Genomic DNA, 24,684 nt, shown 5'->3' with positions numbered 1-24,684 from the left:
TGTTTTTCTAAGCCGCCTGTGTGGCGGTGAACCATAGCTCTTTCCTTCTCTCGCCTCGCCTTATTTTCTAAGCCGCCTGTGTGGCGGTGAACACTGGTATGAAACATCATTTTAATACCTCATCTTTCTAAGCCGCCTGTGTGGCGGTGAACGTGTCTGTTTTGACGACGCAGGTGCGGGAGGTTTTCTAAGCCGCCTGTGTGGCGGTGAACATCAGGTTTACTAAACGGATATGCAACCACTGTTTCTAAGCCGCCTGTGTGGCGGTGAACTAGCGGTATCTAGTGGTGCTGTGATACAAATATTTCTAAGCCGCCTGTGTGGCGGTGAACAGAAATCGAAGCAGCAGCTTTGCGCCTGCAACTTTCTAAGCCGCCTGTGTGGCGGTGAACATTTCTTGCAGGATTTGTTGGCAGCTGGGGCTTTTCTAAGCCGCCTGTGTGGCGGTGAACCCCAAGCTGGTATGGGCGCTGGATGGCGACGATTTCTAAGCCGCCTGTGTGGCGGTGAACATTTTCTGACCCCGATGCGATGACGATTGAGGTTTCTAAGCCGCCTGTGTGGCGGTGAACTGCAAGCCTTGCAAGCCTCTGGGAAAGCAAAATTTCTAAGCCGCCTGTGTGGCGGTGAACGGCTGCGAAAACGCAGGACGCTGCTTTAAATCTTTCTAAGCCGCCTGTGTGGCGGTGAACGAATACGGAGCGCCTGACACTGCCCCAGAGCCTTTCTAAGCCGCCTGTGTGGCGGTGAACACTGCCCCAGCAATGGGGCAGTGTGATATTTATTTCTAAGCCGCCTGTGTGGCGGTGAACTTATACAACAGAGAGGCCGGATGAAAATTGTTTTTCTAAGCCGCCTGTGTGGCGGTGAACATCCGACTCAACAACCTCTCGCCTCGCCTTATTTTCTAAGCCGCCTGTGTGGCGGTGAACCATTCCGGCCATTTCAGAGAGCAGCCATGTTATTTCTAAGCCGCCTGTGTGGCGGTGAACAGTAAAAAATTACCATAAAAAATAGTTACAACAAAGACTTAGATAAAAATACCAATAAATACCTTTATTTTTAGCCTTGCTGTAACTACTTGTTTTTATTGCCTATTTTTAAAGAGCGTTTTTTTTGGTTAAAAATCAGGAACAGTGGAAGCTTTATCCCCACTGAAGGCACTTAGGCCGTAGCAGTTAAAAAGCCCCTCTTGGGCGTTACTGATCTTTATTCGCTCAATAAACAGCGGAAACTTGGCGGCTCCCTCGGGATTCCTCGCTTTGGTTTCTTGGCTTTCCATCCAAATAAAAGGCGCTTTTGATTCTGCCTTTGGCTTGGTTTTTTCAAGCTGTTTCAGGCAGTCTGCAATGCTTTGCCCTGATTGTTTTGCCCAAAGCTCCGCTTTAGCCTGCATATCTTTTTCGATACAAGCCTGCCCTTTTACTTTCTTGCGCACAAACGCAACAAGAGGTGCGCCCTCTGGCACTGGCTGTATTGATTTAAGATGTGTGTAATCCTCAAACCGACTCAGAAATCCCGCCAGATTTAATGCTTCCAGTTGCTCTTTTTCTTTAGCCAACACCCTCAGTTTATTACCCAAAGGAAAGCCTTTACCGCCATAAGCCGGAAAGCTGATCGCTATAGCACTATGCTGTGCATCCACCTTCTGCTCCACTAAGGCGATATGCACTTGCTGATAGATTTTCTGCCAGAGGAAATCCAGTGTAATATCTGCATCCGGCAGCAGGGTGATATCTTGGTAGTAGTTCATTGTCACCTCTCACTACCCTTACTTCGCTGATTTACTAAATACACCGCCACGAATTAAGTTAGCAGTAACATACATTTGTTGCTCTGGTAGTAATTCACTACCATTGACCCAGTCAACCAATAACGAATACAAGTCGCCTTCTTTTTTGTTTTTACGGAAAGCATCACCAATTTGGGTAACCGCACCAAAAGGTTCAATAGCAACAGGCTGCCCTTGTTCTTCATAACGGTTATACCAAGTATCGATCGTGCGAATAGCGTTACCGATTTTTACATTATGGATAGCGGCGCAGCCTTCAAGTTTAAACAAGACTTTGCCCTTTTCACCCATATTCATTTCTTGTGAGGGGAACACATGCTGCTGATGGCCTAGTTTAACAAAAGAATCCACCTCAACAAGTACAAAGCTTTGTTGATCTCCTTTTAACCCTTCAGCAATGATTGCTGCCAGCTTCTGTAAATCAGCATTGTTGCTAGATTTTTCAAACTCATTTAAAGAAAAGTCATAAGCATTAAATTTAAAAGAGCTACTCCCTACCTTAACAATAATCGTTATTTCTTCTGCACCAACACGGTTACGCCATAAGAAACGGCCATTAGCTATGTTATAAGCGTAACGATAAGCTAAAGTATTAATACCTTCACTTTGCTTAAAACCCGCTGTTTTAGATTTAATTGCATCACTAAATCTAGGAGAGTTACAACCAAAAGGGACACCAAGGTTTCCCACTACACGCATGCTAAAACTTACTTTTAAGGTGTCGTGATTTAAAGGTAGATTTGCGTCTTCCGCACCTTGCGATACAGGATTAGGTTGTACTTTTTTATCATCTACTGTACCAAAAGCACTTTGCGTTGACCTATTCCAGCGCTTGGTAATTGAAATATCCTGCCATTTTTCAGCAGATGTAATATTTTCCCATTCACCTGAAAACATTAAAGCGTCAGAAGTTTCAAGTTTGCGTTCAAAAGCTAGCATGCTTGGTAATTCAATAGTCATAGTTATTTCCTATTTGATTTAATAATAAATTTCGTCAGTTGTTGATTCGATGGATAATGCTTGATTTTCTGTTACTGTCACTTGCTGGCACAAATACCAATCTTTTTCATAAGGTGCATACTTCCATACACTGACCTCCCATTGCTCTTGGCTTTTTAAGCGATGTACACTTTGCCACTCACCAACAGAATGTACGGATTCGACAAAACATAGGTCTGTTTCAGAATCCCTTGCACCATCAATATCACCTGCAGGGTAAACGTCAGTAATGGCTTTGTAACCTGTCATTATTGGAACCAAATAACCCGCTTGTGGTTTTTTTACGTACTCCCAATTAGCCGCCGTTTTTTCATTTGGCTCTAAGTAACTTTGCCATTGAATTAAAATTTTAGGGCTAATATTTTCCTGCAACTCGGCAAAGTAAGTAATTAACTCATTAGGTATATTTTCTTTTTGATAGGGCTGGCTTTTATGCTCTAGCCAAATGTCATTCAACGTTGTAAGCGATGGGGATTTTTCCGCTTGATTAGCCAAGTAATTATCTAGCAATTCACAGGCTGGTCTTGCCATTTGCTTCAAAGCAATAAAATCAAACCATGCATCAAGTAGCTCTGCCTTGGGATTACTTTCTTTAAGCTTTTCAAAATGTTCAGCTAAATAGTCAGATCTTTCTTGCAAAACAAAACCTGGTAATAGCTTTCTTCTAATACTTTTAATTTGCTCTTCTTTAGCCAAATCAATAATGTCTACATTTGCTATAGCCAATATAGTCCCACCCGCCAAACGCTGTAAATGGCACTCATTCTTAATAAACTCAATCAGTGTTTCTTGTAAACCACCTAAGTAACCATCTACTGATATTAACAAAGAAACCGTCATATTCATTTTGGCTTCTTCAATAATTGAAGCTCCTTTTAAGGTTCCATCTTTTTCAAACTTCACCTCCCTTTGATGAGAAGTTTTATACTGAGTAAACCGTGTCACACCATAATCTTTGTAAGCATGAACATGCTGTTCATGCGCTATGACCATACAGCCATCTATAGTTAAACTATTTAATTCACCATTAGTCTGAAGCTTTCTATTCAGGTTATGGCTAAAGCCTAAAAAATGCGTTATTGCTGGAAACCCCCAAGTAAAACCAGAAACTGCATTAGCGTTTTGCACCTTAATTCTTTCAATTAATAGGTACTGGCTCATACTATTCCCTCCTTCGGGGCTAATCCTTTGGTATCAAATTCTTCCCTAAAGTTAGCTTTGAATATTTTCATCCAGAGCTTGGTATGTGTGTCTTGTGGTGTGAATTTTTCATTAGCTTGAGTTAAACGGTTATTTAACCAAGCCGAAAAATCTTGAATAATGACCGCCTGCCAGTCACTACTGTGTTTCATCACTAAAAAGCCTTCATCTTGTCGATAGCAATCTAATAACACTTGGTGCTCTGGCTTTAATTTAATATCTTCAGTAACAGACCAGCCTACTGGCAAGACTTGTATAGACTTAACATAAACCAGCACCTCATCAGCTAGATTTTCAATCCACTCTTCAATCCAGCGCATGCGTTTAGGGTCTTTAATGCTGAGTTGTAAGTTTTCAAATCGAGTTAAAAAATCAGCCAAATATTGAATATTTTCTTTAACTTCATAATTTCTGGATAATTCGTAGAAAAAACTTCTGCTATAAATCGGCGGCTTAAGTTGTGAATGCCAAACTGGTGGTTGGCAAGAAAATAGGTTTTTCGTTCCACGCCTAATCGCATTGAATTGCGACACATTGCCATGACTTAAAATATTCCCTGAAGTAACAAATACTTGTGCTGCTTTAGGAAAACTATATCGCTCACCGAGCATTAAACTTTCAAACTCTTGAATTCTTTTTACAGTTAAATTATGTATATCGACGGATAGTGATGATGATTCTATCTGCGCTAATAAGTGGTATTTATGTTCTTCATTATAAGCTGGGAAGTACACCTGCTTTAGCAATGGATCTATCTCTAAAGCCTTAATATCTATAGCTTTAGAAAATCCAACATTCCACTCCTTTAGCTGGTTTTCGTTATGTGAAAAGCGTTTTAGAACAATATTATCTTTATCTTCAAATATTTCGTAAAGCTTTTTACCATCGAACTCTAAACTAAAAAAATCCCTGATTTGACTATATGCATTACTTGCAACAGAGTCATACTTTATGGAAGTCAAACAAGATGTTGTGAGGAACCCAGCCCTAATTGCATTATTATTACTTACAATTGGTTTTGTTTTAATCGAAGAGTGAGTTAGTTTCGGCACATGTGTTCCGAATGTAATATTTTTTGCATCAACTGAAGACTTAGTTAACCAATTATTTTCATTATACTTATCACTAAACTCTTGAGCTTTTATAAAAACCCCCTCCAATAAACTTGAAATATCAACACCTGGTGGTTTGTCGTTAAATGCATTAAGAGATCGAAGCTGCTCAACCACAAAATCAAACGTATTTTTCTCATCTACAGGTTTATTTTTTCTGGCATCAAAAATAAATCTGATGTTGTCATCATTGAAAAAGTCTAATTTCCCATAATTTTTCCTTAAATCTTTAAATATTTTATCCAAATAACTTCTCAATTCGTTACTCTGCTTGCCCCCAATAAAATTTGAAATAATAGCTTTCCAACTATCAACGGTCGCGTCTTCTTTCATAATTTCACCTCCTGGTAAACCCCTAAGTTAGAAAAGTATTTGTATTCGTTTATGTCATTTTTTTTGTAACTAACTAGCCTTACCTCACCAAAACGCCGAGAAGCTTCTTCTTCACTGATGTTAAAATCATGAGCTAGCTCGCTGTATATATTTTGTGGGTTTAAATCAAACCAAAAGCTGAAACCTTCGGCTGGTACAAGTGAGGACCCTTCCTTAATTGAAATTCCTGCTCCTGATAATGCCCCTATTTTTGGTGGATAAACTGCTTCGTTTCTCCATTGCCAAGTCAATTCATTGTTTTTGTAGAATAAAAACAATGCTTCATCTTTAGCTGATTTCCTAAAGACTTGTAGCTTTTGCAACACACCACACCAATGTGCCTGCTCTTTCCACCATAGTTTGGCTGAATCAGGGTTTTTAAATAACTTTTCAAGTAACGCTTGGTGCTCTAGTGACACCAAATTGTCTAGCGGTGGCTGTTTGCTCTTAACCACCCTTTCTACCGCGTTAATGGTTTGATATTGTGACTCTTGCAATATTTCCCTTAACGTATGCGCATTTAACTTAAGCTTTAAGTTTTCCACTTCAAAACCCGGTTTATTAAAACAGCGCTCACAGCCTTTAAGCTGTTTTATATTTTGATTAATAAGTAGAATATTCTCTTGATCAGGTACGTGATCTCTATGTCTTAGCAGCCGCCCTGCGATCTGAATAATGGAACGCATAGAGCTAGGTTCAATAATTGCCCAATCATAATCGTGGTCACGTCCAACCTCTGCTACAGGCGAAGCTAATACAATAAACAGTTGGTTTTTTGCTGTTGTTTGTTCAATTAAATTTTGTAGGTTTTGCGGTGGCCAGTTTTCTTTACGGTTTAACATTTGGTCTAACTGACTTTCTAAGTGGGAACGCACTGCTAAAGGGTAACGGCTGTGATACACACATAAATGTATGTGCGTATGTTCAGGTACAGATAAGTTTAGTAAAGCCTTAGCGACTGCAACCATTGGTTTGATGTTAGCCATGCGCACTAAACCAATAGAAACCTGCTTGCCGTTTAGCTTTACATGATTGTTGTTATGTAGCGCCATTGCTCCTTGCAAAATTGTTTGAGCAAAATTGACATAGATATTATCTGTTAATGTTAAATTATCGAGAATTTCAGCTTTGTGCTTTGCTACGCCTGAACTTAAATATTCCACTCGTTTTTTAACATACTTTTCATGCTGCTCTTTAAAGTTAGAAAAATATTGAACTTCCGCTTTAATAGCGCCGCCCTTTTCACGCTCATCAAACCAAGCACAGTTAATGTTTTTATTCCAAACAGTAATATTCACTTTGGTATATTCAGCCCAGCCTGCTTGATATGCTTGGAAAGCAGCAAAGGCCAAATCTGGTGGCATGGTGGCAGTAGAAAGTAGAACCCGACTACCTAACATGCCAGCCCAGTAAACCAATCGACATAAAGCTGGCAAGTCTTCTAGACCGAAATCATCAGGTTCATCAATGACTAAATCAGAAGTGAGCAGTCTTAACATCGGACCAATTTGTTTGCCGCCTTTGGTTCCATCTGTTGCAGGGATTAAATGATCAATAGTGCAAACCAACGCAGGGGCTTGCACAAGCTTTTCAATGCGCGGATTAGTGCAAGTCCAGTGATGTAAACTGTGTTCGGCATCTAATAAGTCATAATCAACATATAGTTCTGGATCTAAGAATTCTTCAACAGACTCACTGCCGGTCCCGAAGCTTTCTTCAGATAATTTTTTGTTTTGCTCATTTTCAAATAAGGCTTTAGAAGCAGAACCGCCTACGGCAATCGCTAATTGCTCTGAGGTTAAATCCAACTGTTTACGATATTCTCGGCCTGTTTGTAAGGTGAGCGTTCTTAACCCCAGAGCTACGGTAAAGCGACAATCTTGCTCTTTATTCGCTAAGGCATACATGATTTTGGCATTGGCAAGGGTTTTCCCCTTACCTGTCGATGCCATATTAATACCAAAAAAGCCTTGTTTCTTACTGGATTCACTTAGCTCTAATGCAACTTTTTGCGCTGTTATTTGCCAAGCGTATTTATCATCAGCTTTGCTACTTTTTAAAAACTTATTATCTTCCAACGCTTGTAAGCTGCTTTTAAGTTGTGGCAAAGCGCCTACAATATCTACCGCGTGTTTAGCTACACCAATTAAATGCTCATCAAGCTGTTGTTTATACGCTTTCGTTTCCCTGTCTGTATTAGCAAAAACTTCATAGTTAGGGCTTTGCCATTCTTTGGTTGGCTCTTTTTGTGCCGAGTAATGATGATCTGCAAGCATCAATGCCATACGAGCAAGATGACTAGTAAATAATTCATCATGTAGAAGGCTTTTATCGGCTAACTGTTTGATATTTTGCAGTGCTTTATCTGCGGCCTTTATGGCTCTAAGTCGCCACTTAGTGCTTTTATACGGCAAACCTTCGCCATCAAACGTCCAATTATCTTGTAGATAACTTTGGCTATCTTCGTCTTTAAAGTTGTAAGAGTTCCAGAAAACTTGTAACTCTTCTGCAAACCAACTATTTAGCGGACTGACTCCATTTTTATGCAGAATTGCTGGTAAGGTTTCTGGAATTAAGTTCTCCTTCCAACTAGGTACAAAAGGCAACTTATGGTGGCTAAGCACTAACCAACCGACCAACTGAGCCAAAGGTGGTAAATTAGCTAATGGGTTATTTCTACCATCACTAATACCGTCTTGGTAGATATCATCACTATGATTTTTATCTATTTCAGTTAACGCTATTAACCACTGCTCATCTGTCTTATCCCCAACAAATGCCTGAAAAATTCTTAGTGAAACCCATTCATGCCTTACAGGCTCATATTTATTCTTACCTTCCCCTTTTAACTTTTGCTGGAATAAAATATTTGCCTTACCAAAATCATGAAAAAGCGCCGCAATAGAGACTGCATTTTTCATTAAGGCCAAGTTCTGCCATTTTTCTTTGTCTATAAACTGCGCTAAATCACCTTCGGTATAATTCACCGGCACGATGCCTTCGCTGTTAAATTTTCGTTTATTGCCTACCACCCACAAAAGTTGGCTACGGGAGCGGGAGCGCACCCAGTGGCAGCTGACGGCGGTGCTTTTACTGGCGGTTTGGCGCAGCATTTTTTTAACAGTCAGCAGGCCATCTTCGGTGATCAGGGTTTGCCAGGTGTTATCACCAATGCGGTTGGCGAAGGCATCCAGAACCCGTCGGGTTCTGGGCAGGGCTTTTTTCTCACATTGAGAGACAAAGGTGACCATCATAACTGTTGTGCCTCTATCTCCTGCTTGTCCATATTCTGTAGTGCCACGGCTTTAACCGTATCGAACATAAAATCCAGTGCTTTGTGATCGGTGAAGGCTTGTAAGATCTGCTGGCGGAATTCTTGTTCGGTGGCTTGCTCTTTAGCGCAGACGAATGCCCAGGGCAGTACGATGGCATCTTTAATCAGATCCGCTACATCAAACACCAGCGCACCACGGCGGGTTTTTCCGTGCATTACGGCAAAACCGTGGGGAATGCCTAAAACCCATAAACAACTGGCGGCCAGACCATAGGCTAGATAGTTGCCGTGATTTAAAAAGTCGTTAGCTTTATCTTGGGATTGGTGCTGGCGGGTAAAATCCGTTAGTTGGGTGTTGTTAGCCGCGTGCTTATAAAGCACCTTGGTAAGCTGTGCTTCAGTTAGTAGCAACTCTGAGGATTTTGTCGCGGCTTCTGTGCGTGTATAAAAGGTGGTTAGGGCTTTTTGTATTGCGTTATCGTCAAAGGCAAATCCTTCAATCTTCAAATCACGGTCTTTCTGCCAGACGTTTTGCAGGTACTCAATTCTAGCTTGCTGAAAGTGCTTGGCGGCGGCGAGTCGCTTTTCATCATCAAACCAGAACTGCATCCAACCCTGTAGATATTCGGTTGGCCGGTATTCACTTTGTGGTGTCAGCCATTCCACTTCGCAAGCCATATACAAAGGGGTTCCACCGCCGCCACAAAAGCCGACTAAGACACCCGCTTGAGCTAACATTCGCATTGCGGCTTGAGTAATAGACGTGCCATTACCAAGCAGCAAAACCGTGGTATTAGCGATGGGTATATTAAAATAGAGATTTTCTTTGCTGGCTTCGGTGAGGTAGAGCACGCGGCCATCTTTTTGCATCACGCGGCAGTATTCTAGGTAATACAGATTAGCGCGTTTGGAGTGCAATATGGTTTTAAGATCTGACGGTGAGAAGTCATCCATAACGATATCCTTATGTGCTTACTATCCTAAAAACAGTCCTGCTTGAGCCTCCCCCAAAGGTGGGACAAATTGTGTCGCAGGTTCTGTTTTAATCCTTTAATTTAAATACACAATAACAATTTCGGAAGGGATCGTCTCTACGACGAGAGACGAACAGAAAATGAAGGACAAGGAGGGTGTCAGCGCCTTTTCGTTAGCAACCCCATCGCTTCAGTAACACCGGCTAAGGTTAGGGGAAACATTCGATCTTGAACTAATTGGCGAGTCATACCGATGGACTGAGTATAGTCCCAGTGTTTCTCTGGTACGGGGTTCAGCCAGACAATATTACTCCACGTATTCATGACCCGCTGCATCCATTCAGCACCGCTTTCTTCATTCCAATGCTCAACACTACCACCGGCCATAGCGATCTCATAAGGCGACATAGAGGCATCACCAATAAAAATCACTTTATAGTCCGAGCCGTATTTATGCAGCAGATCATAGGTAGGAATACGCTCATCAAAGCGCCTTAAATTGTTCTGCCAAACGGACTCATAAATAAAGTTGTGGAAGTAATAATATTCTAAATGCTTAAACTCGGTACGGCAGGCAGAAAACAGTTCCTCGCAGGTTTTAATATAACCATCCATAGAGCCGCCCACATCAAAAAACAGCAGCACTTTAACGCTATTATGGCGTTCAGGCACCAGTTTTAAGTCCAGCATTCCACCGTTATGAGCCGTTGATCGTATGGTGTCATCCAGATCCAATTCTGAGGCAGCGCCACTGCGGGCAAACTGTCGCAGACGTTTAAGAGCCACTTTGATATTGCGGGTCCCCAGCTCAACGCTGTCATCTAAGTTACGAAACTGGCGTTTATCCCATACTTTGACTGCACGATTATGTCGATTGCCATCTTGGCCTATCCGTATGCCTTCAGGGTTGTAGCCATAGGCACCAAAGGGTGATGTGCCGCCAGTGCCAACCCATTTATTACCTCCGGCGTGGCGCTTTTGCTGTTCTTTTAAGCGCTCTTTGAAGGTATCCAATAGCGCTTGCAGGCTGCCTAAGGATTTGATTTTCTCCCGCTCTTCCGGCGTGAGCATTTTCTCAAATTCTTTACGAATCCATTCTTCTGGAATCAAGGCATCAAGTAGGTCATCCAGCCCTTCTAAACCATTAAAGTACGCACCAAAAGCTCGGTCGAAGCGATCGTAATAGCTTTCATCTTTGACCAAGCAGGTTCGCGCCAGCAGATAAAAATCATCTACGTTGGCAAAAGCGATACCTTTTTCAAGGGCGGCCAATAGATCCAGTAACTCTCTTAAACTAACCGGCACACCGGATTTTCGGATGTCGTTAAAAAAATCGATAAGCATTATCTGCTCCTTAGCGTCAGCATTAAATTAGCATCGGGGCAGGTTTTACCGAGACTGACGACGGTGCATAAAAGCGAGTTTTTCTAGCAGAGAAACATCCTGTTCATTTTTCACCAAAGCGCCGTGAAGTGGTGGAATCGCCTTACTGACATCCCGCTCTTGCAGCATCTCTAAACTCATTTGATCCGCCATCAGCAGTTTTAGCCAATCGATCAGCTCAGAGGTCGACGGTTTTTTCTTTAGACCACGGACATCCCGCAGATCAAAAAATACTTCTAATGCTTCAGAAACCAATTTCTGCTGAATATTGGGGTAATGCACATCCACAATACGCTGCATGGTTTCTTTGTTAGGAAAGTTAATATAGTGGAAGAAGCAGCGGCGTAAAAAGGCATCCGGCAGTTCTTTCTCATTGTTACTGGTGATCAGAATAATCGGGCGTTTTTTAGCCTTGATGGTTTCGCCGGTTTCATAAACATGAAACTCCATTTTATCCAGTTCCAGTAGCAGGTCATTAGGAAACTCGATATCGGCTTTGTCGATCTCATCAATCAGTAGCACCACCTGTTCGTCAGCTTCAAATGCTTCCCATAGTTTGCCTTTGTTGATGTAGTTTTTAATATCATGCACACGATCATCACCCAGTTGCGAATCACGTAGACGGGACACCGCGTCATATTCATACAAGCCTTGGTGGGCCTTGGTTGTGGATTTGATATGCCACTGGATTAAACGCACACCCAAGGCATCAGCTAACTCTTCCGCCAGCATGGTCTTACCAGTGCCAGGTTCACCCTTAATTAGTAATGGTCGTTCTAGGGCGATACAGGCGTTAACCGCCATTTGTAACTCATCGGTGGCAACGTATTGCTCAGTACCTTGGAATTTCATATCAGATTAATCTCTTCATTGTTGTTATTAAAAGGCCATTGCTTTAAGAAAACCAAAACAAAAGCCTTAGGAAAGTAATTCCGCCTAGTTTACTCGGTCTTTTATAGAGTAAAAGCGTAAGAGTGACTTATAGGTCATTGATAAAAATAACGGCAATAATTAATCAAAAAAGCTCAAGTTGTAACAATATATGCCGACAGATATAGTGGGAATATTACTTTTGTTTTTCTCTCGGTATATTTTTCCCTCGGCATGGAAAGCCAACATACATATTCATACAACGATAAAAACCAATAGCTGGGCTGCCTATGCTTTTTGTAAACACCAATGTTAGTGCTTTAAGAGGGGTGAGTGCCCTTTCTAACGTAACCGAACGCATCAATAAATCTTTTGAACAACTTTCATCAGGCAGTCGAATTAATAGCGCAAGCGATGACGCCGCTGGATTGCAGGTTTCGAGTCGGTTAGAAACTCAGATTATCGGTATGAACCAAGCTTCTCGCAATATTCAAGATGGCCTTTCTGCCGTACAAATTGCCGACAGCGCGATGAGTGAAATCACCAATATCGCCTTTCGTATGCGAGAAGTCGCCGTACAAATGTCGAGCAGCACGTTAAGCCAAGCCGATCGCGACGGCGCTCAGCTTGAAATTGAAGAGCTGATCAACTCAGCCAACAATATTGCTGAAGCCGCTAATATGGGCAGCGATACACCTCTGCTGCAAGGGCCTGACGTTAACTATACCGCCTATTCGGATCAAGATATTCTCGCTAGAGTCACCGGTATGATGGAGCAATCCGAAGCCAATATTAAAGCTTATTTTGGCATCGTTGGTGATGGTAACGATACCTTTGAGATGCGTCTTGAAAACTATGATGGTGAAAATAATGTCTTGGCGTTCGTCACCGCAGCCACAGGTAATGTCATCAGCATGACCCTAGATAGGGATGATTTCGATGATCCAAATGTAGGTTCTATTGGTGAGATTGATCGTATTATTGAACATGAGATGGTTCATGCAGTGATGCGCAATCAATTAAAATCTTCACCGGCAACCTGGTTTATGGAAGGCACAGCGGAGCTAATCCACGGTGCAGACGGCAGGCTTTCAGGGGATCTTACCGCGGCAGGTAGCTCATCCGCCTTGATGGCCGCATGGGATGGTGCTGCGGATGACAGTGCCGATTACTCTCGCGCCTATGTCGCCGCTCGAATGCTCCATGACGACCTTAAGATAGCCGGTCACTCTGGCGGTATGAGAGCCTTGATGCAAGAACTGACCAAAGACGGCAGCACCTTAGATAGCAGCTTGCAAAAATTACTCGGGATTACAGAAGCAGAATTTACCACTCGCGTACAAAATGATGGTGCAAGTTATATAGACGGTATGGATCTGTCTAATACCGATACCGGTGGTATGGGAGGCCTTGACGCTGACCAAATGGGGATCAAAAATGCAGCCGATGCTGTGGGTGATTCTTTCAGCTTTGCCGAGCAACCTCTGGAAGGTTTTAAATTAGACTGGGGGCCAACCAATTACAAGCCAGATGAAAAGAAAACGTTCCAACTGCAAACGGGCAGTAACGCCGGTGAGCGTACCTCTTTTTCGATTCGCGGCGGCACAGCGGAGCGTCTTGGTTTAGCCGGTGTGAATGTCTCCGCAAATGCCCGGGGTTCCATTGCAATCATTGATAAAGCATTAACCAATATCCACGAAGTACGCTCGGAACTGGGTAGCACCATGGCAGCATTAGATGCCCATCTACGAAATAACACGAATACCGTGGTTAATGTTACAGCCTCTAAAGCTCGAATAACCGATACAGAATTTGCCACCACAACTTCTGAGCTAACCCGCAATCAGATTATTCAACAGGCATCTGCATCAATTCTAGCTCAAGCGAACCAAACACCGAATATCGCCCTGTCTCTGTTAGGCTAAATCAATAAGAACCTAACAGCATAAGCGGTTAGGTTCTTAGCTTAAAACATTATTGAATTACGTTCTGATAGATTTTTCTCGGCACTAGCCCTACTCTAGACAACAGCTATAGCAGCCTTAATAACCGCTTTAAATCTCAATAGGTTTACTCCGTTTTCAGCAGGCTGCTACGATTATCATGATTAGGATTTAGGAATATTTATGAGCAAGGTTTTTGATGACAATTCGCTAACCATCGGCGAGACCCCGCTAGTAAAAATCAACCGTTTGACCACCCACGGTAAAGTGTTCGCCAAACTGGAAAGTCGTAACCCAGCGTTTTCAGTAAAGTGCCGTATTGGCGCCAATATGATCTGGGATGCAGAAAAACGTGGCGTACTAAAACCCGGTATGGAAATTGTAGAGCCGACCAGTGGTAATACCGGTATCGCCCTTTGCTTTGTGGCTGCCTCCCGTGGTTATAAAATCACTCTAACCATGCCATCCAGCATGAGCCTGGAGCGCCGTAAAATGATGAAGGCACTGGGTGCTAATATCGAGCTAACCGAGCCAGCAAAAGGCATGAAAGGCGCTATTGCCAAGGCAGAAGAGCTTGTAGCAAGCAACCCTGAACACTTCTTTATGCCACAGCAGTTTGAGAACCCAGCTAACCCAGAGATCCATGAAAAAACCACCGGCCCAGAGATCTGGAAGGATACCGATGGCGAGGTTGATATTCTGGTTGCAGGTGTTGGCACCGGTGGCACCATTACCGGTATTTCACGTTATATTAAAAACACTCAAGGTAAGGCGATCACATCGGTTGCCGTTGAGCCGGTTGACTCTCCGGTTATCAGCCAGACCATTAATAGTGAAGAAGTGAAACCCGCTCCTCATAAAATACAGGGCATTGGCGCAGGCTTTGTACCCAAAAACCTTGATCTTTCCTTGATCGATCAGGTTGAGCAAGTAGGTAATGATGAAGCGATCGAGATGGCCCGCCAGTTGATGCTAAAAGAAGGCATCATCTGCGGTATTTCCTGTGGTGCTGCGATGGTCGCTGCACTGCGCTTAGCGGATCTGCCTGAAAATGCAAACAAAACAATCGTTGTGATTCTGCCGGATTCAGGAGAACGCTACCTGTCTACACCGTTGTTTGAAGGGATGTTTACCGAAAACGAAACGGTTCAGTAGTAATGAGCTAGCTGGTTTAAATCGAAGCGCTTCCTCAATAGTTGGGTTCTTAATAGCTGAACACCCACCAACATTGAGGAGGGGCACTTCAATCAACGGGGAACAGCAGGCTTTTTGGGTATTTGTTTTGTCAGGTATGGCAAGGCATCAATACTGAGCAATATCCATTGCTGGCTTTAGTAGAGTGTGTATACTTAGATGCAGCTAATACTCACGGCTTAAGATACAAACTACACAGGGTTCTCATGCCACGCAATTATGTCAATCAATGCAAAATCGATCAGGATTTTGGCTGGCTGAATGATCAGGCCACCAATACTGAATGCTATGCCGATTACGCATCCAGAGCGTCTCTGGAAGATGTGGCGCGTGCAGCTAAAATAGCTCTGACTCCGGGTTATCGACTGGTAAAAGTTGAGGATGACGCTGATCATTTCTCTATTATTTTGCTCTGCGATACCACTAAAGATATTGCCTACTTCGTTAAGTGCCATATCTGGGAAGATGTGGTGCTAAACGGTAAACCACTGACCCAGGTTCTGGTTTGGCGTACATCAGATGTTCAGCACTACGCCGTGACAACGGGATTCACTGAAAGCGTCTTCCGTAACTATCTGCTAGAGCGTTATAGTATTATTGCCAGCGACTCCTGCCAGACCCGTGAAGGTCGTGATTTCTGGGTTCGCCAGCTTGGCTTAGCCATTGCTTATGGTGAGTATGTTTATCGGTATGACCTTATCTCAGGCCAGCTACAGGGGATTACTGACCATGCGGTAATCCGAAATAATGCCTGTGATATGTGGGGAAATGATATTAAGTATGAAAATATTCTAGCGATTATCTCCAAAGAATCGCTGACTTAAGCAGCCCCTGCATTGGCGCTAAAAAACCGCTCCACGATAACCCCTTCTTTAAACACGACCAGCTCACCGGGCTGGATACTTTCCCAAGCTTCGTTATCGGTCAGAGGCTGAGTTGCAATAACCGTGACGATATCATGGGGCGTCGTCTCTTCTTTAAAGTCGACATTCATCTCAATATCCGATAACTGAGCTTTGCCAAAAGGTGCTTCGCGGGTGATTCGGCTTAACTTAGTCGAACAATAGGCAAAGAGATACTCTCCATTGGAGAGCAGCATATTAAACACACCCTTAGCCCGCAACTGCTCGCACCATTGATGCAAGGCCTGACTTAAAGGGCCAATGGCACACTGGTCGGTAAAGTTAAGCCGAAACTGTGCCAACAGCCAGCAAAAAGCCTGTTCGCTATCAGTTGTTCCCACTGGAAGATAAAAACTCGCAGGAAAGTGCGTGCTTGAATCTTCCAGTTGGCCGTTATGGGCATAACTCCAGTAACGTCCCCAAAGCTCCCGACTAAAAGGATGTGTGTTTTCTAGGCAGATCTCACCCACATTAGCTTGGCGAATATGGCTGATCACAGCTTTGCTTTTAATAGGGTAGTTCTGAATAAGCTTCGCAATTTCAGAATCAACCGAAGGTTTAGGATCACGAAATTCACGGTAACCCCGTCCTTCGTAAAAAGCGATTCCCCAACCATCCTTGTGGGGGCCTGTTTCGCCGCCGCGCTTAACCAATCCGCTAAAGCTAAAGCAAATATCCGTGGGTACATTAGCGCTCATGCCGAGTAATTCACACATTAAGCCGTCTCGCTCTTAGGGAGATGGATCATAGGGACAGGTCATCCTCATTCTTAGTGCTTTCAGTTTTGCCATCTTCAGACGGGCTATCGTTGGCATCATTACTTTCAGTCTTACTGGCGTCAGCCTTGCTCGCCTCAACCTTACCGCTATCATTACTATCGCTTAAAGCTTGCTGACGGGCAGCCATGCGCCGCTGAACAAAACGTTTGTACAGCCAGAAAGCTCCCGCGAACAGCGCGATATTAGCCAACGCTACCGCAAGATAGACCCAAAGCAGATTGGTGTCAGAGGGCATGCCAGGATCTAACGGTTGATCATTCGGATTAAGCAAGTTCATACGTTTCTTAGGCGTATTATCTTCAACAGGATCAGCGGAACCAGAGCCTGAATTGGAATCAGAGGAGTTAGACCCCGAATCTGACCCGCCAGTGCTGGCGCTATCGTTAATCGGCTGGACGTCCAGATCGCTCGATTCGTCGAGCATATCCACTTCTGCATCTGGATTTAACGACGGAATAACAACAGGATCTAGCTCAATATCAAAGGCTTTATCTTGCACAGAGCCCTTCGCGAAGACTCGGATCACATGTCGCTTGTCACGATCCAGTTCAGGCAGATCTAGCATCCAAGATTCTTGGCTGCTTAATTGAGCACGCTTTAATGTTCCATCAATCTGAACGTTGATCTCAATATCATTCGCTTTTAGCTCAGGTAACACCTTAGTGAAAAAGATACGTTTCGGTTCATTTTCGTCATCATAGTCAACACTGGAACTGACAATATCCTGAACAAAAACCGGCTGAGAAACCGAACGTTGGAAGGTTTTACCATCTAAATTCACGCGAATATGATAGTTACCCGTATTGTTAAACGGCCCCAGTTTGGTAACAAAAACACCGGCATCACCAGGCTTTTCGGTCATTATTTCCGAGTGCAGAACCTTATCGTTATCCGCTAATTGCTCCGACTTAAGTGCCACAAGCTTCAAAAACTCTGGGCGAGTAATGGTTTCACCCTCTTCTTGAACCGATGCTTGAATATCTAGATTTAAACCACGGAATAATGTCGCAGGAACATCGCTTACGTTCAGGCTAAGATCTGATACCACGGTCACACGGTTATCCGCATGAACTTCTGTTTCAATCAACCACTCGCCATCATCGGGGTCTGAAACAGTAATTAAGTCGTAGCGGCTTTCATAATGCCAGCGTACATTTTCAGGATGGGTTAACGAGGTATAACGCTCACCTTTCGGCGAGATTAAGAAAACGCGCTGACTACTGGGTTTATGGAAAATCAGTGCGGTAAATTCATTAATGCTTTCATCAACCAAGAAACGGTTGTTCTCAAGAGGAACCTGCTCACTCGGTGCGGTACGATCCAATGCTTGTACAAATAACTGCATCAACTCTTCGGCATTATTAGCAACCGCAGCCAAACCACCAGTGCGTTGAGCCAGCTTTAGCATCAAGTCTTTATCTGCATTATCAGATAAGGCCACCGTATGAATGGTATAGCCCGCTTTTTTCAGTCGCGGCAAAAGATCAAATTGCACATGATCTCTTGATTCATTATTTTCTTGACGCTTACGGCGTTCATCGCGAGACTCTGAAATATCCACCAAGCCATCGGTCAAAAGAATAATATGCCGATCATAGTTTTTATCAGGGCGCTTTTCATCGTAAGCCGCGCGCTCTAACGCATTCTCAATATCCGTAAACATTGCCGACGAGGTAATATCACGGCTTTTACTACGGGCTTCTTGACGCCAGCTATCATCTACCCCTTCATGGGTAACCAGTTCATTGGTGTACGTGCCAAAAGTCCATACCCCAGCACGGCTCCCTTCAGGTAACAGATCAACTAACAAATTAAGGGCTGGAACCCGCAAATTACTGGGGTCGTTGTGCTTCATACTACCGGAAACGTCGATAAGTACCCGTACATCGGGTTTTACACTGGCGGCATTCACGGCAAAAGAAGTTAGAACAAAAACCATCAGCCATAGAGTTTTTAACCCATGGACGATAGCCTTTCTAACCGATGCTATTCGATGATCTGCTAAAGCTGGCATTTCGGTTCCTTACCTTACGAAGCCCATCAAGCGAAACTTGATGGGCTTTTAAAAACAAATCGGCTTTATATGCAATCGTGTTTTAAATGCGACTGCTTTTCTAAATACAGCCGCTCAATGTTAAACGATAGATTCAGCCAGCTTACGACCACGTTCAGTCACATACCAACGCATCCCCCAACCGCTATTAACCCGGCCAGCCATACCTCTGCCGATTAATACCGCCAGGCTTTTTTGTAGGTCAGTTTCATCAAGTTCAGTTTCAGCACTTAGGGTTGGCAATGCACGATAGATATGTCGACCACTGGCTAAGCTTTTAAGCACCGCCGTAGAGGAAACATCTAAAGTATCCAGCTCTGTTGCTGAGACTTCAGCTTGATCTTCATGCTCTGTCTCTGTTTCCAGCAGTGGCACAATAGATTCTTGTAGCTGCTTAAGTTGCTGCTTAACCTGCTCTGCATCATTTTTGGCCGTTTCTGCTGCTTGAATCGTGCGATCCAAGGCATTCGTCGCCACCAAGCGCGAAGCAATAGCCGCGATAAGGCAAATACCGGTATAGATCAGCAGCTTAGATGAGTCTTCTCGGCTTTGAGCAACGATATCGCTCCCCAGAAGATCCAGTGCGACAGGGACTAAAAATGCGGCGCTAACACCCACCACAAGAGAGCGAGCCAACGCAATAGTGTCTTTGCTATTTTGATTCAGTAGATAAAAATTAACTAAACCACCAAAAACACCTGCAAAAAGCATCACTACAACGAGAATAATGACGTGTATGGTCATATTGATTTCCTGAACTGATTTCCTTTTAACCCCTACTCTAAAGAATAGTGGCTAACCTCTGGTATGGCTTACTTCACCGCTAACCAAAACGCCTTAGCGGCAAAACATTACCGTTTCTCTTAAAAATCGACAAGATCATGCCCGTGCAAGGGTTTATCTAAGCTAAGCGCATTGCGCACCATGCCCTCTAGCCTCTATTCAAATATATTACTTTTCAGATACATCGCTTTCAGCTCTTCGGGCCACACTCTCTGCTGTGGATTGTTGGCTACGTTTAAACCACAATACAAGCGCAAACAGTAAATAACCCACAGCCATAGCCGCCATTAAAGGCAAGCCAGCCCGTAACCAAGAGGTTTCTTGATCGCTGCCCAACGCCTCAAAAAAAGTAATAATAACAGCAGGAGCCATTGGCCCAGCGTTTCCCTGAACGTACCAAGGTACCATAAACAGTACCGTGGCTGAGGTTATCACAAAGCCCTTTAGCGTTACGGGCCAACTGTGAGTCATTCTGAGCGTGACAAGCATCACCACCAAAGCGGATAATAGATAAATTACCCAACTCCAAACCTGATAGTTCTCATACGCCATAGTCGTCAAATTCCTTTAGCCGTTATACGGCATAACACCCTGATTCTTAAGCGCCCTTATTATGTCTCAAGCTAAACAAAATAACGACCTCAGCACAGCATCACTTTGCAAAATGCCACCCTTTTTATCCCGTGACCTAAGCAAGGACCCTTTGCACGCGTTAGAAAACAAAAGTGTCGATACGCTCCGTTTTCTTAAAAAGTGCAATCAAGATGCCAACTCTGTACTTAACAGTACATTGCAAAAAACCTTGTTCACAGAGATGAGACACCGCACACCATTGGATCATGACAGTTATCCATCGGATCTGGAGCAGTTCCGTTACTTTGTGCGTCAAAAAGAAGCCTTAGACTATCCTCAGTTTTGGCGAGCACCGCTGACCGATACCATAAAGCAACAGCCTGAAAAACTCGACAACGCTGAATGCTATTTGGATACCAACATCATGGCAGAGGGTTACGAGTACTTCGACTTGGGGGATATGGCTCTATCCCCTGATGAGATGCAGCTTGCCTTAACCTTAGACACCGAAGGCGACGAAATTTACAGCCTAAGTGTGCTTGATCTTAACAGCCAAAACCTGAAAACCTTTGATCATCTGCCCCCCTTAGCCTCAGACTTGCTATGGTCAGAAGATCAAAATCTACTCTTATGCTTTCCCCTCGATGATACCCAGCGTCCTTGGCAAGTGATGGCACTGAACATTCAAACCGGCGAACAGCATACCCTGTTTACTGAGCCTGACGCACGCCACTGGGTCGGTTGCAGTAAAAGTCGAGATCAAAAAAGCCTATTTATCGAAAGTCTCAGCAAGCAAAGTACCGCTTACTATTACCTGCCTGCGGATAAACCGCTAAACACACCTACAGCCTTAATCGAACGCCAAGAAGGCCATGAATACCATGTCGACAGCTTAGGTGATCAGCTATATATTCGGAGCAATTTACAACAAGCCCACTTTGGTCTGTACCGGCTACCACTCAACGCCTTCAGTCAAGCGCTAACCCCAGCGGCCTTTCTTGCCCAAGCGGAGGTTATCGAAACACCCCGCACGGACAAAACGTTTGAAGGCTTTGAGCTGTTCGATCAACATCTTATGATTCTACAGCGCGACCATACCGTAGGCAGCCAAGAACTCTCCATTAATTCCTTGGATGGTAAGCTACAGCATCACTTTAAAGCGCCTTACCCACTGGTCAGCATCAACCTATCAGATAACCCCAAAAGCAACACCTCCTGGGTACGTCTAGAACTGGAATCTTTTAACCAGCCACCAACACTCTATCGTTACCAAATGGCCGAGCAACGGCTTGAGATGCTGCGACAAATTCCGGTAAACAATACAGACCTATCGCTGTTTACCAGCAAACAGATTCTTATTCCAAGCTGGGATGGCACACCGATACCCATAAGCCTTGTCGGTAAAAAAGACTTACTAGAATCCGATCAACCGCAGCCCCTACTGCTTTATGTGTATGGCGCTTATGGTGATCCTATGGACCCTTGGTTCTCATCCAGCCGATTGAGTTTAATGGAGCGAGGCGTCATCTTTGCGGTTGCCCATGTGCGCGGCGGCGGTGACTGCGGTGAGCACTGGTATCATCAAGGCCGACTGGGCTACAAAGAGAACAGCATTCGCGACCTAGAACACAGTATTAACGCCCTGATTAAACGCGGAATAACCTGCCCACAACAGCTTGTCGTACAGGGCGGAAGTGCTGCAGGTATCGTACTCGGCGCACTCTACAACCGCTGCCCAGAGCTTATCACCAGCATTATCGCAGAAGTCCCCTTTGTTGACGTACTGCGAACCATGTCACGCCCAGAATTACCTCTCACCATTGGCGAATACGAAGAATGGGGCAACCCAGAAGAACCCGAAGCCCACTGGCGCATACGCCACTACAGCCCACTGGACAACCTAAAACCGCAGCAACATCAACAACCCCAGCAGCAACCCTTCTTATGGATAGAAGCCGGACTCAACGACCCACGAGTACAATACTGGGAACCGACTAAATGGGCCTGGCGACTAAAAGCCAGCAACGTCGCCAACGTTTACCTACGCACCCGCATGGACTCCGGCCACGGCGGCGGATCAGGCCGAGATCAAAGCTACCGAGAAACCGCCGAGGTTCTTAGTGTCGCACTAATGATGCTAAATAAAGAGAAGTAAACACCCACTACAAACACCTCACACCCGTAGGGTGGATAAGCGCCAAAAGCGGCATCACCAGAATGCAAAAAACGTTATTGGCGCGTCATCCACCGATGGGGGCTGAGCCTGTATAGAAGGGAGCTGGATTAAACCCAGTCACTCAGCATTGTGGCATTACTACGACAGATAACCTAAAGCAGACGGTTATGTATAAACTTATAGAAGGATATTTTTAATGATCAATACCGAGAAGGGGGTGGGACTCGAACCGTACATAAAGGGTGTAGCCGAAGCCACACACCCCGCCTTACCCATCGGCGTACACCCTTCTCGACAACAGTAATTTTAACCTCTAATAATTGAAATTCAACATTGCAGAATCCATACTCACCCAATGCGCTGGTCATCGTAACGCTTACGAGCCCTTTCCTTCGGGATTGATGAGGTCTAACGGGGAGCGCGTGCCCCGTGGTCAACGCTATCAAATACGGGTGCCTAACTTAGGTTTGGTACCCGTTTCGTTTTTAAACAGGCGTTTTTAATCGTTATATTTTACCTATAGAATAAAGACAGGCCTGTCATCCGTATGGCTACCGACCCCTTCGCCTTGGCGTTGATGAGGGCTAGCGTGGGTGCCTCCCGCGCGGCAGGCCGCCATTGATTTCAATGATGAGCGTGCCTATACTTTTCAAGGGGTCAGGAGACCAATATATGCCTGGTGTGTCCAGCGACTTAGCTGATGAGTCATTCGGGGATGGCGAGCCGACACTGACCCCACCAATTCAGGTATATAACGATGCAAGAGAAGGCTCCCGAAGGCCGACCAATGACCCAGCACGTAGCACAGGTGGCGGGACGATTGTGCTATATGCCTGAATCCTTTCTGTACAGCAACGGTAATAAATGCCCAAACAATAGCCGCAGATAAATTTATTCTAGCCATCTATATGGCGGCAAACCTGTAGGTCGGGCTTTAGCCCGACAATTTAACTTTCTAAGCCGCCTATGTGGCGGTGAACGTTTTCAGCTGTTCGGGCAACATCTGCACCTTTTTCTAAGCCGCCTATGTGGCGGTGAACATGTAGCAAATTCAGAACGTAGAGACTCAACATTTCTAAGCCGCCTATGTGGCGGTGAACATCGTTGACCAGATTATCGACGGCCAGTACATTTTCTAAGCCGCCTATGTGGCGGTGAACCTGATCGTCTGCAAGCAGCCGGAGGACAGGACTTTCTAAGCCGCCTATGTGGCGGTGAACTAAACTTTAAGCCTTAAAGGGTTGTCCCCTATTTTCTAAGCCGCCTATGTGGCGGTGAACGAGATCCACAAACAGATAAAACTGTCCAGGTCTTTCTAAGCCGCCTATGTGGCGGTGAACTTCCAATCCCCTCTACCAGTCAATTTGATGGCTTTCTAAGCCGCCTATGTGGCGGTGAACCTCTGGTCGAAAATGAGAAAATTAGTATAGGTTTTCTAAGCCGCCTATGTGGCGGTGAACCCCCGCGTGCTATGTATCAGATAAAATTTAAATTTCTAAGCCGCCTATGTGGCGGTGAACTCTGCGGCAGGCTTTTTGTTCTTGGCTATGTTTTTCTAAGCCGCCTATGTGGCGGTGAACTTGCAAATGAGGGTCGATCTGTTGACACAACATTTCTAAGCCGCCTATGTGGCGGTGAACTTGTTCTTACAGAGTAGATTCTCCCTACTGGGTTTCTAAGCCGCCTATGTGGCGGTGAACTGGCTATGTTGGACAGTCGCCGAGTTTTTGCCTTTCTAAGCCGCCTATGTGGCGGTGAACGGCAGACACGGCCTAAGCCGTGTTTCGCAAAATTTCTAAGCCGCCTATGTGGCGGTGAACATCTTTCCGGCTACGACATCTCTGGCGTATTTTTTCTAAGCCGCCTATGTGGCGGTGAACATTTTGGCGGGACTCTCGCCCATGTACCAACCTTTCTAAGCCGCCTATGTGGCGGTGAACATTTAACTGTTTATTCTGCTGTTACTAATTCCTTTCTAAGCCGCCTATGTGGCGGTGAACGGAGTCTGGCTGGATGAGCAACGAGCAACAATTTTCTAAGCCGCCTATGTGGCGGTGAACGTGATCTCCGCCAAACCTTACCCGTCCACGGCTTTCTAAGCCGCCTATGTGGCGGTGAACCCAAATCAGATCATTTGGTGGGTTGGTTGAGTTTTCTAAGCCGCCTATGTGGCGGTGAACTGAGATCCACCAATCGAGCACGTACGCTAATATTTCTAAGCCGCCTATGTGGCGGTGAACAGGGGTGGTATCAGTCAGACGTGGCTCAAATCTTTCTAAGCCGCCTATGTGGCGGTGAACGTCAA

At 44.6% G+C, this 24,684-nt stretch carries 17 protein-coding genes and 2 CRISPR repeat arrays; of the genes, 5 read left to right on the top strand and 12 right to left on the bottom strand.

Annotation, left to right across the window (positions count from 1 at the left end):
* Positions 1–4 precede the first annotated feature (4 nt).
* Positions 5–992: a CRISPR direct-repeat array (repeat unit 28 nt; unit sequence TTTCTAAGCCGCCTGTGTGGCGGTGAAC).
* A gap of 128 nt (positions 993–1,120) precedes the next feature.
* From cas6f to G517_RS0115435, 8 genes are all read right to left on the bottom strand, one after another.
* Positions 1,121–1,753 (bottom strand): type I-F CRISPR-associated endoribonuclease Cas6/Csy4, encoded by a 633-nt coding sequence (gene cas6f, locus G517_RS0115470; protein ID WP_028305156.1) that lies wholly within the window; start codon positions 1,751–1,753, stop codon positions 1,121–1,123.
* Positions 1,754–1,771: 18 nt separating this feature from the next.
* Positions 1,772–2,752, bottom strand: a complete 981-nt coding sequence (gene csy3, locus G517_RS0115465) for a type I-F CRISPR-associated protein Csy3 (RefSeq protein ID WP_028305155.1) — start codon at positions 2,750–2,752, stop codon at positions 1,772–1,774.
* A gap of 18 nt (positions 2,753–2,770) precedes the next feature.
* On the bottom strand, positions 2,771–3,952 hold the full coding sequence (gene csy2 / locus G517_RS0115460) for a type I-F CRISPR-associated protein Csy2 (RefSeq protein ID WP_028305154.1): 1,182 nt from the start codon (positions 3,950–3,952) through the stop codon (positions 2,771–2,773).
* On the bottom strand, positions 3,949–5,436 hold the full coding sequence (locus G517_RS0115455; RefSeq protein WP_028305153.1) for a type I-F CRISPR-associated protein Csy1: 1,488 nt from the start codon (positions 5,434–5,436) through the stop codon (positions 3,949–3,951). The genes csy2 and G517_RS0115455 overlap by 4 nt, the downstream gene beginning before the upstream one ends.
* Positions 5,433–8,729 (bottom strand): type I-F CRISPR-associated helicase Cas3f, encoded by a 3,297-nt coding sequence (gene cas3f, locus G517_RS0115450; RefSeq protein WP_028305152.1) that lies wholly within the window; start codon positions 8,727–8,729, stop codon positions 5,433–5,435. The genes G517_RS0115455 and cas3f overlap by 4 nt, the downstream gene beginning before the upstream one ends.
* Positions 8,726–9,703 (bottom strand): type I-F CRISPR-associated endonuclease Cas1f, encoded by a 978-nt coding sequence (gene cas1f, locus G517_RS0115445; protein ID WP_028305151.1) that lies wholly within the window; start codon positions 9,701–9,703, stop codon positions 8,726–8,728. Before cas1f ends, cas3f begins: the two co-directional genes overlap by 4 nt.
* Before the next feature lie 179 nt (positions 9,704–9,882).
* A complete protein-coding gene (locus tag G517_RS0115440; RefSeq protein WP_028305150.1) occupies positions 9,883–11,067 on the bottom strand; it encodes a vWA domain-containing protein in 1,185 nt (394 codons plus the stop codon).
* Between the two features lie 45 nt (positions 11,068–11,112).
* Complete coding sequence (locus tag G517_RS0115435) at positions 11,113–11,958, bottom strand: AAA family ATPase (protein WP_028305149.1); 846 nt, start codon at positions 11,956–11,958, stop codon at positions 11,113–11,115.
* Positions 11,959–12,266: 308 nt separating this feature from the next.
* On the opposite strand from G517_RS0115435, the gene G517_RS0115430 reads away from it, so the two are divergent.
* The 3 genes from G517_RS0115430 (at position 12,267) to G517_RS0115420 (ending at position 15,937) form a co-directional block, all read left to right on the top strand.
* On the top strand, positions 12,267–13,901 hold the full coding sequence (locus G517_RS0115430; protein WP_028305148.1) for a flagellinolysin: 1,635 nt from the start codon (positions 12,267–12,269) through the stop codon (positions 13,899–13,901).
* A gap of 201 nt (positions 13,902–14,102) precedes the next feature.
* The gene (cysK, locus tag G517_RS0115425; protein ID WP_028305147.1) at positions 14,103–15,074 is read left to right on the top strand and encodes a cysteine synthase A; all 972 of its coding nucleotides are present in this window, start codon (positions 14,103–14,105) and stop codon (positions 15,072–15,074) included.
* Positions 15,075–15,319: 245 nt separating this feature from the next.
* Positions 15,320–15,937: a hypothetical protein gene (locus tag G517_RS0115420; RefSeq protein ID WP_028305146.1), complete on the top strand. Its 618-nt coding sequence runs from the start codon at positions 15,320–15,322 to the stop codon at positions 15,935–15,937.
* Here G517_RS0115420 and G517_RS0115415 read toward each other — a convergent pair.
* The 4 genes from G517_RS0115415 to G517_RS0115400 all read right to left on the bottom strand — a co-directional run bounded on the left by G517_RS0115415 (position 15,934) and on the right by G517_RS0115400 (position 20,182).
* Entirely contained in the window at positions 15,934–16,731 is a 798-nt protein-coding gene (locus tag G517_RS0115415) for a class II glutamine amidotransferase (protein WP_028305145.1), read from the bottom strand. The two genes, G517_RS0115420 and G517_RS0115415, sit on opposite strands and share 4 nt — an antisense overlap.
* A 28-nt stretch (positions 16,732–16,759) precedes the next feature.
* Positions 16,760–18,808, bottom strand: coding sequence for a VWA domain-containing protein (locus G517_RS20310; protein ID WP_051206479.1), 2,049 nt, complete (start codon positions 18,806–18,808; stop codon positions 16,760–16,762).
* A 120-nt stretch (positions 18,809–18,928) separates the two neighbouring features.
* A complete protein-coding gene (locus tag G517_RS0115405) occupies positions 18,929–19,591 on the bottom strand; it encodes a YEATS-associated helix-containing protein (RefSeq protein WP_028305144.1) in 663 nt (220 codons plus the stop codon).
* Positions 19,592–19,798: 207 nt separating this feature from the next.
* On the bottom strand, positions 19,799–20,182 hold the full coding sequence (locus tag G517_RS0115400) for a hypothetical protein (RefSeq protein ID WP_028305143.1): 384 nt from the start codon (positions 20,180–20,182) through the stop codon (positions 19,799–19,801).
* A gap of 61 nt (positions 20,183–20,243) precedes the next feature.
* On the opposite strand from G517_RS0115400, the gene G517_RS19520 reads away from it, so the two are divergent.
* The gene (locus G517_RS19520; RefSeq protein WP_051206478.1) at positions 20,244–22,358 is read left to right on the top strand and encodes a prolyl oligopeptidase family serine peptidase; all 2,115 of its coding nucleotides are present in this window, start codon (positions 20,244–20,246) and stop codon (positions 22,356–22,358) included.
* Between the two features lie 693 nt (positions 22,359–23,051).
* Positions 23,052–23,216: a hypothetical protein gene (locus tag G517_RS20775; protein ID WP_157833207.1), complete on the top strand. Its 165-nt coding sequence runs from the start codon at positions 23,052–23,054 to the stop codon at positions 23,214–23,216.
* A gap of 115 nt (positions 23,217–23,331) precedes the next feature.
* A CRISPR array of direct repeats spans positions 23,332–24,679; the repeat unit is 28 nt; unit sequence TTTCTAAGCCGCCTATGTGGCGGTGAAC.
* Positions 24,680–24,684 lie beyond the last annotated feature (5 nt).

The organism is Oceanospirillum maris DSM 6286, assembly GCF_000422865.1.
Lineage (GTDB): Bacteria > Pseudomonadota > Gammaproteobacteria > Pseudomonadales > Halomonadaceae > Oceanospirillum > Oceanospirillum maris.
This window is presented reverse-complemented; position numbering and strand designations above follow the sequence as displayed.

Bases quoted from the DNA above. Each gene is read 5' to 3' on its own strand.
- cas6f (WP_028305156.1), bottom strand. From the start codon at position 1,753: ATGAACTACTACCAAGATATCACCCTGCTGCCGGATGCAGATATTACA.
- csy3 (WP_028305155.1), bottom strand. From the start codon at position 2,752: ATGACTATTGAATTACCAAGCATGCTAGCTTTTGAACGCAAACTTGAA.
- csy2 (WP_028305154.1), bottom strand. From the start codon at position 3,952: ATGAGCCAGTACCTATTAATTGAAAGAATTAAGGTGCAAAACGCTAAT.
- G517_RS0115455 (WP_028305153.1), bottom strand. From the start codon at position 5,436: ATGAAAGAAGACGCGACCGTTGATAGTTGGAAAGCTATTATTTCAAAT.
- cas3f (WP_028305152.1), bottom strand. From the start codon at position 8,729: ATGATGGTCACCTTTGTCTCTCAATGTGAGAAAAAAGCCCTGCCCAGA.
- cas1f (WP_028305151.1), bottom strand. From the start codon at position 9,703: ATGGATGACTTCTCACCGTCAGATCTTAAAACCATATTGCACTCCAAA.
- G517_RS0115440 (WP_028305150.1), bottom strand. From the start codon at position 11,067: ATGCTTATCGATTTTTTTAACGACATCCGAAAATCCGGTGTGCCGGTT.
- G517_RS0115435 (WP_028305149.1), bottom strand. From the start codon at position 11,958: ATGAAATTCCAAGGTACTGAGCAATACGTTGCCACCGATGAGTTACAA.
- G517_RS0115430 (WP_028305148.1), top strand. From the start codon at position 12,267: ATGCTTTTTGTAAACACCAATGTTAGTGCTTTAAGAGGGGTGAGTGCC.
- cysK (WP_028305147.1), top strand. From the start codon at position 14,103: ATGAGCAAGGTTTTTGATGACAATTCGCTAACCATCGGCGAGACCCCG.
- G517_RS0115420 (WP_028305146.1), top strand. From the start codon at position 15,320: ATGCCACGCAATTATGTCAATCAATGCAAAATCGATCAGGATTTTGGC.
- G517_RS0115415 (WP_028305145.1), bottom strand. From the start codon at position 16,731: ATGTGTGAATTACTCGGCATGAGCGCTAATGTACCCACGGATATTTGC.
- G517_RS20310 (WP_051206479.1), bottom strand. From the start codon at position 18,808: ATGCCAGCTTTAGCAGATCATCGAATAGCATCGGTTAGAAAGGCTATC.
- G517_RS0115405 (WP_028305144.1), bottom strand. From the start codon at position 19,591: ATGACCATACACGTCATTATTCTCGTTGTAGTGATGCTTTTTGCAGGT.
- G517_RS0115400 (WP_028305143.1), bottom strand. From the start codon at position 20,182: ATGGCGTATGAGAACTATCAGGTTTGGAGTTGGGTAATTTATCTATTA.
- G517_RS19520 (WP_051206478.1), top strand. From the start codon at position 20,244: ATGTCTCAAGCTAAACAAAATAACGACCTCAGCACAGCATCACTTTGC.
- G517_RS20775 (WP_157833207.1), top strand. From the start codon at position 23,052: ATGCCTGGTGTGTCCAGCGACTTAGCTGATGAGTCATTCGGGGATGGC.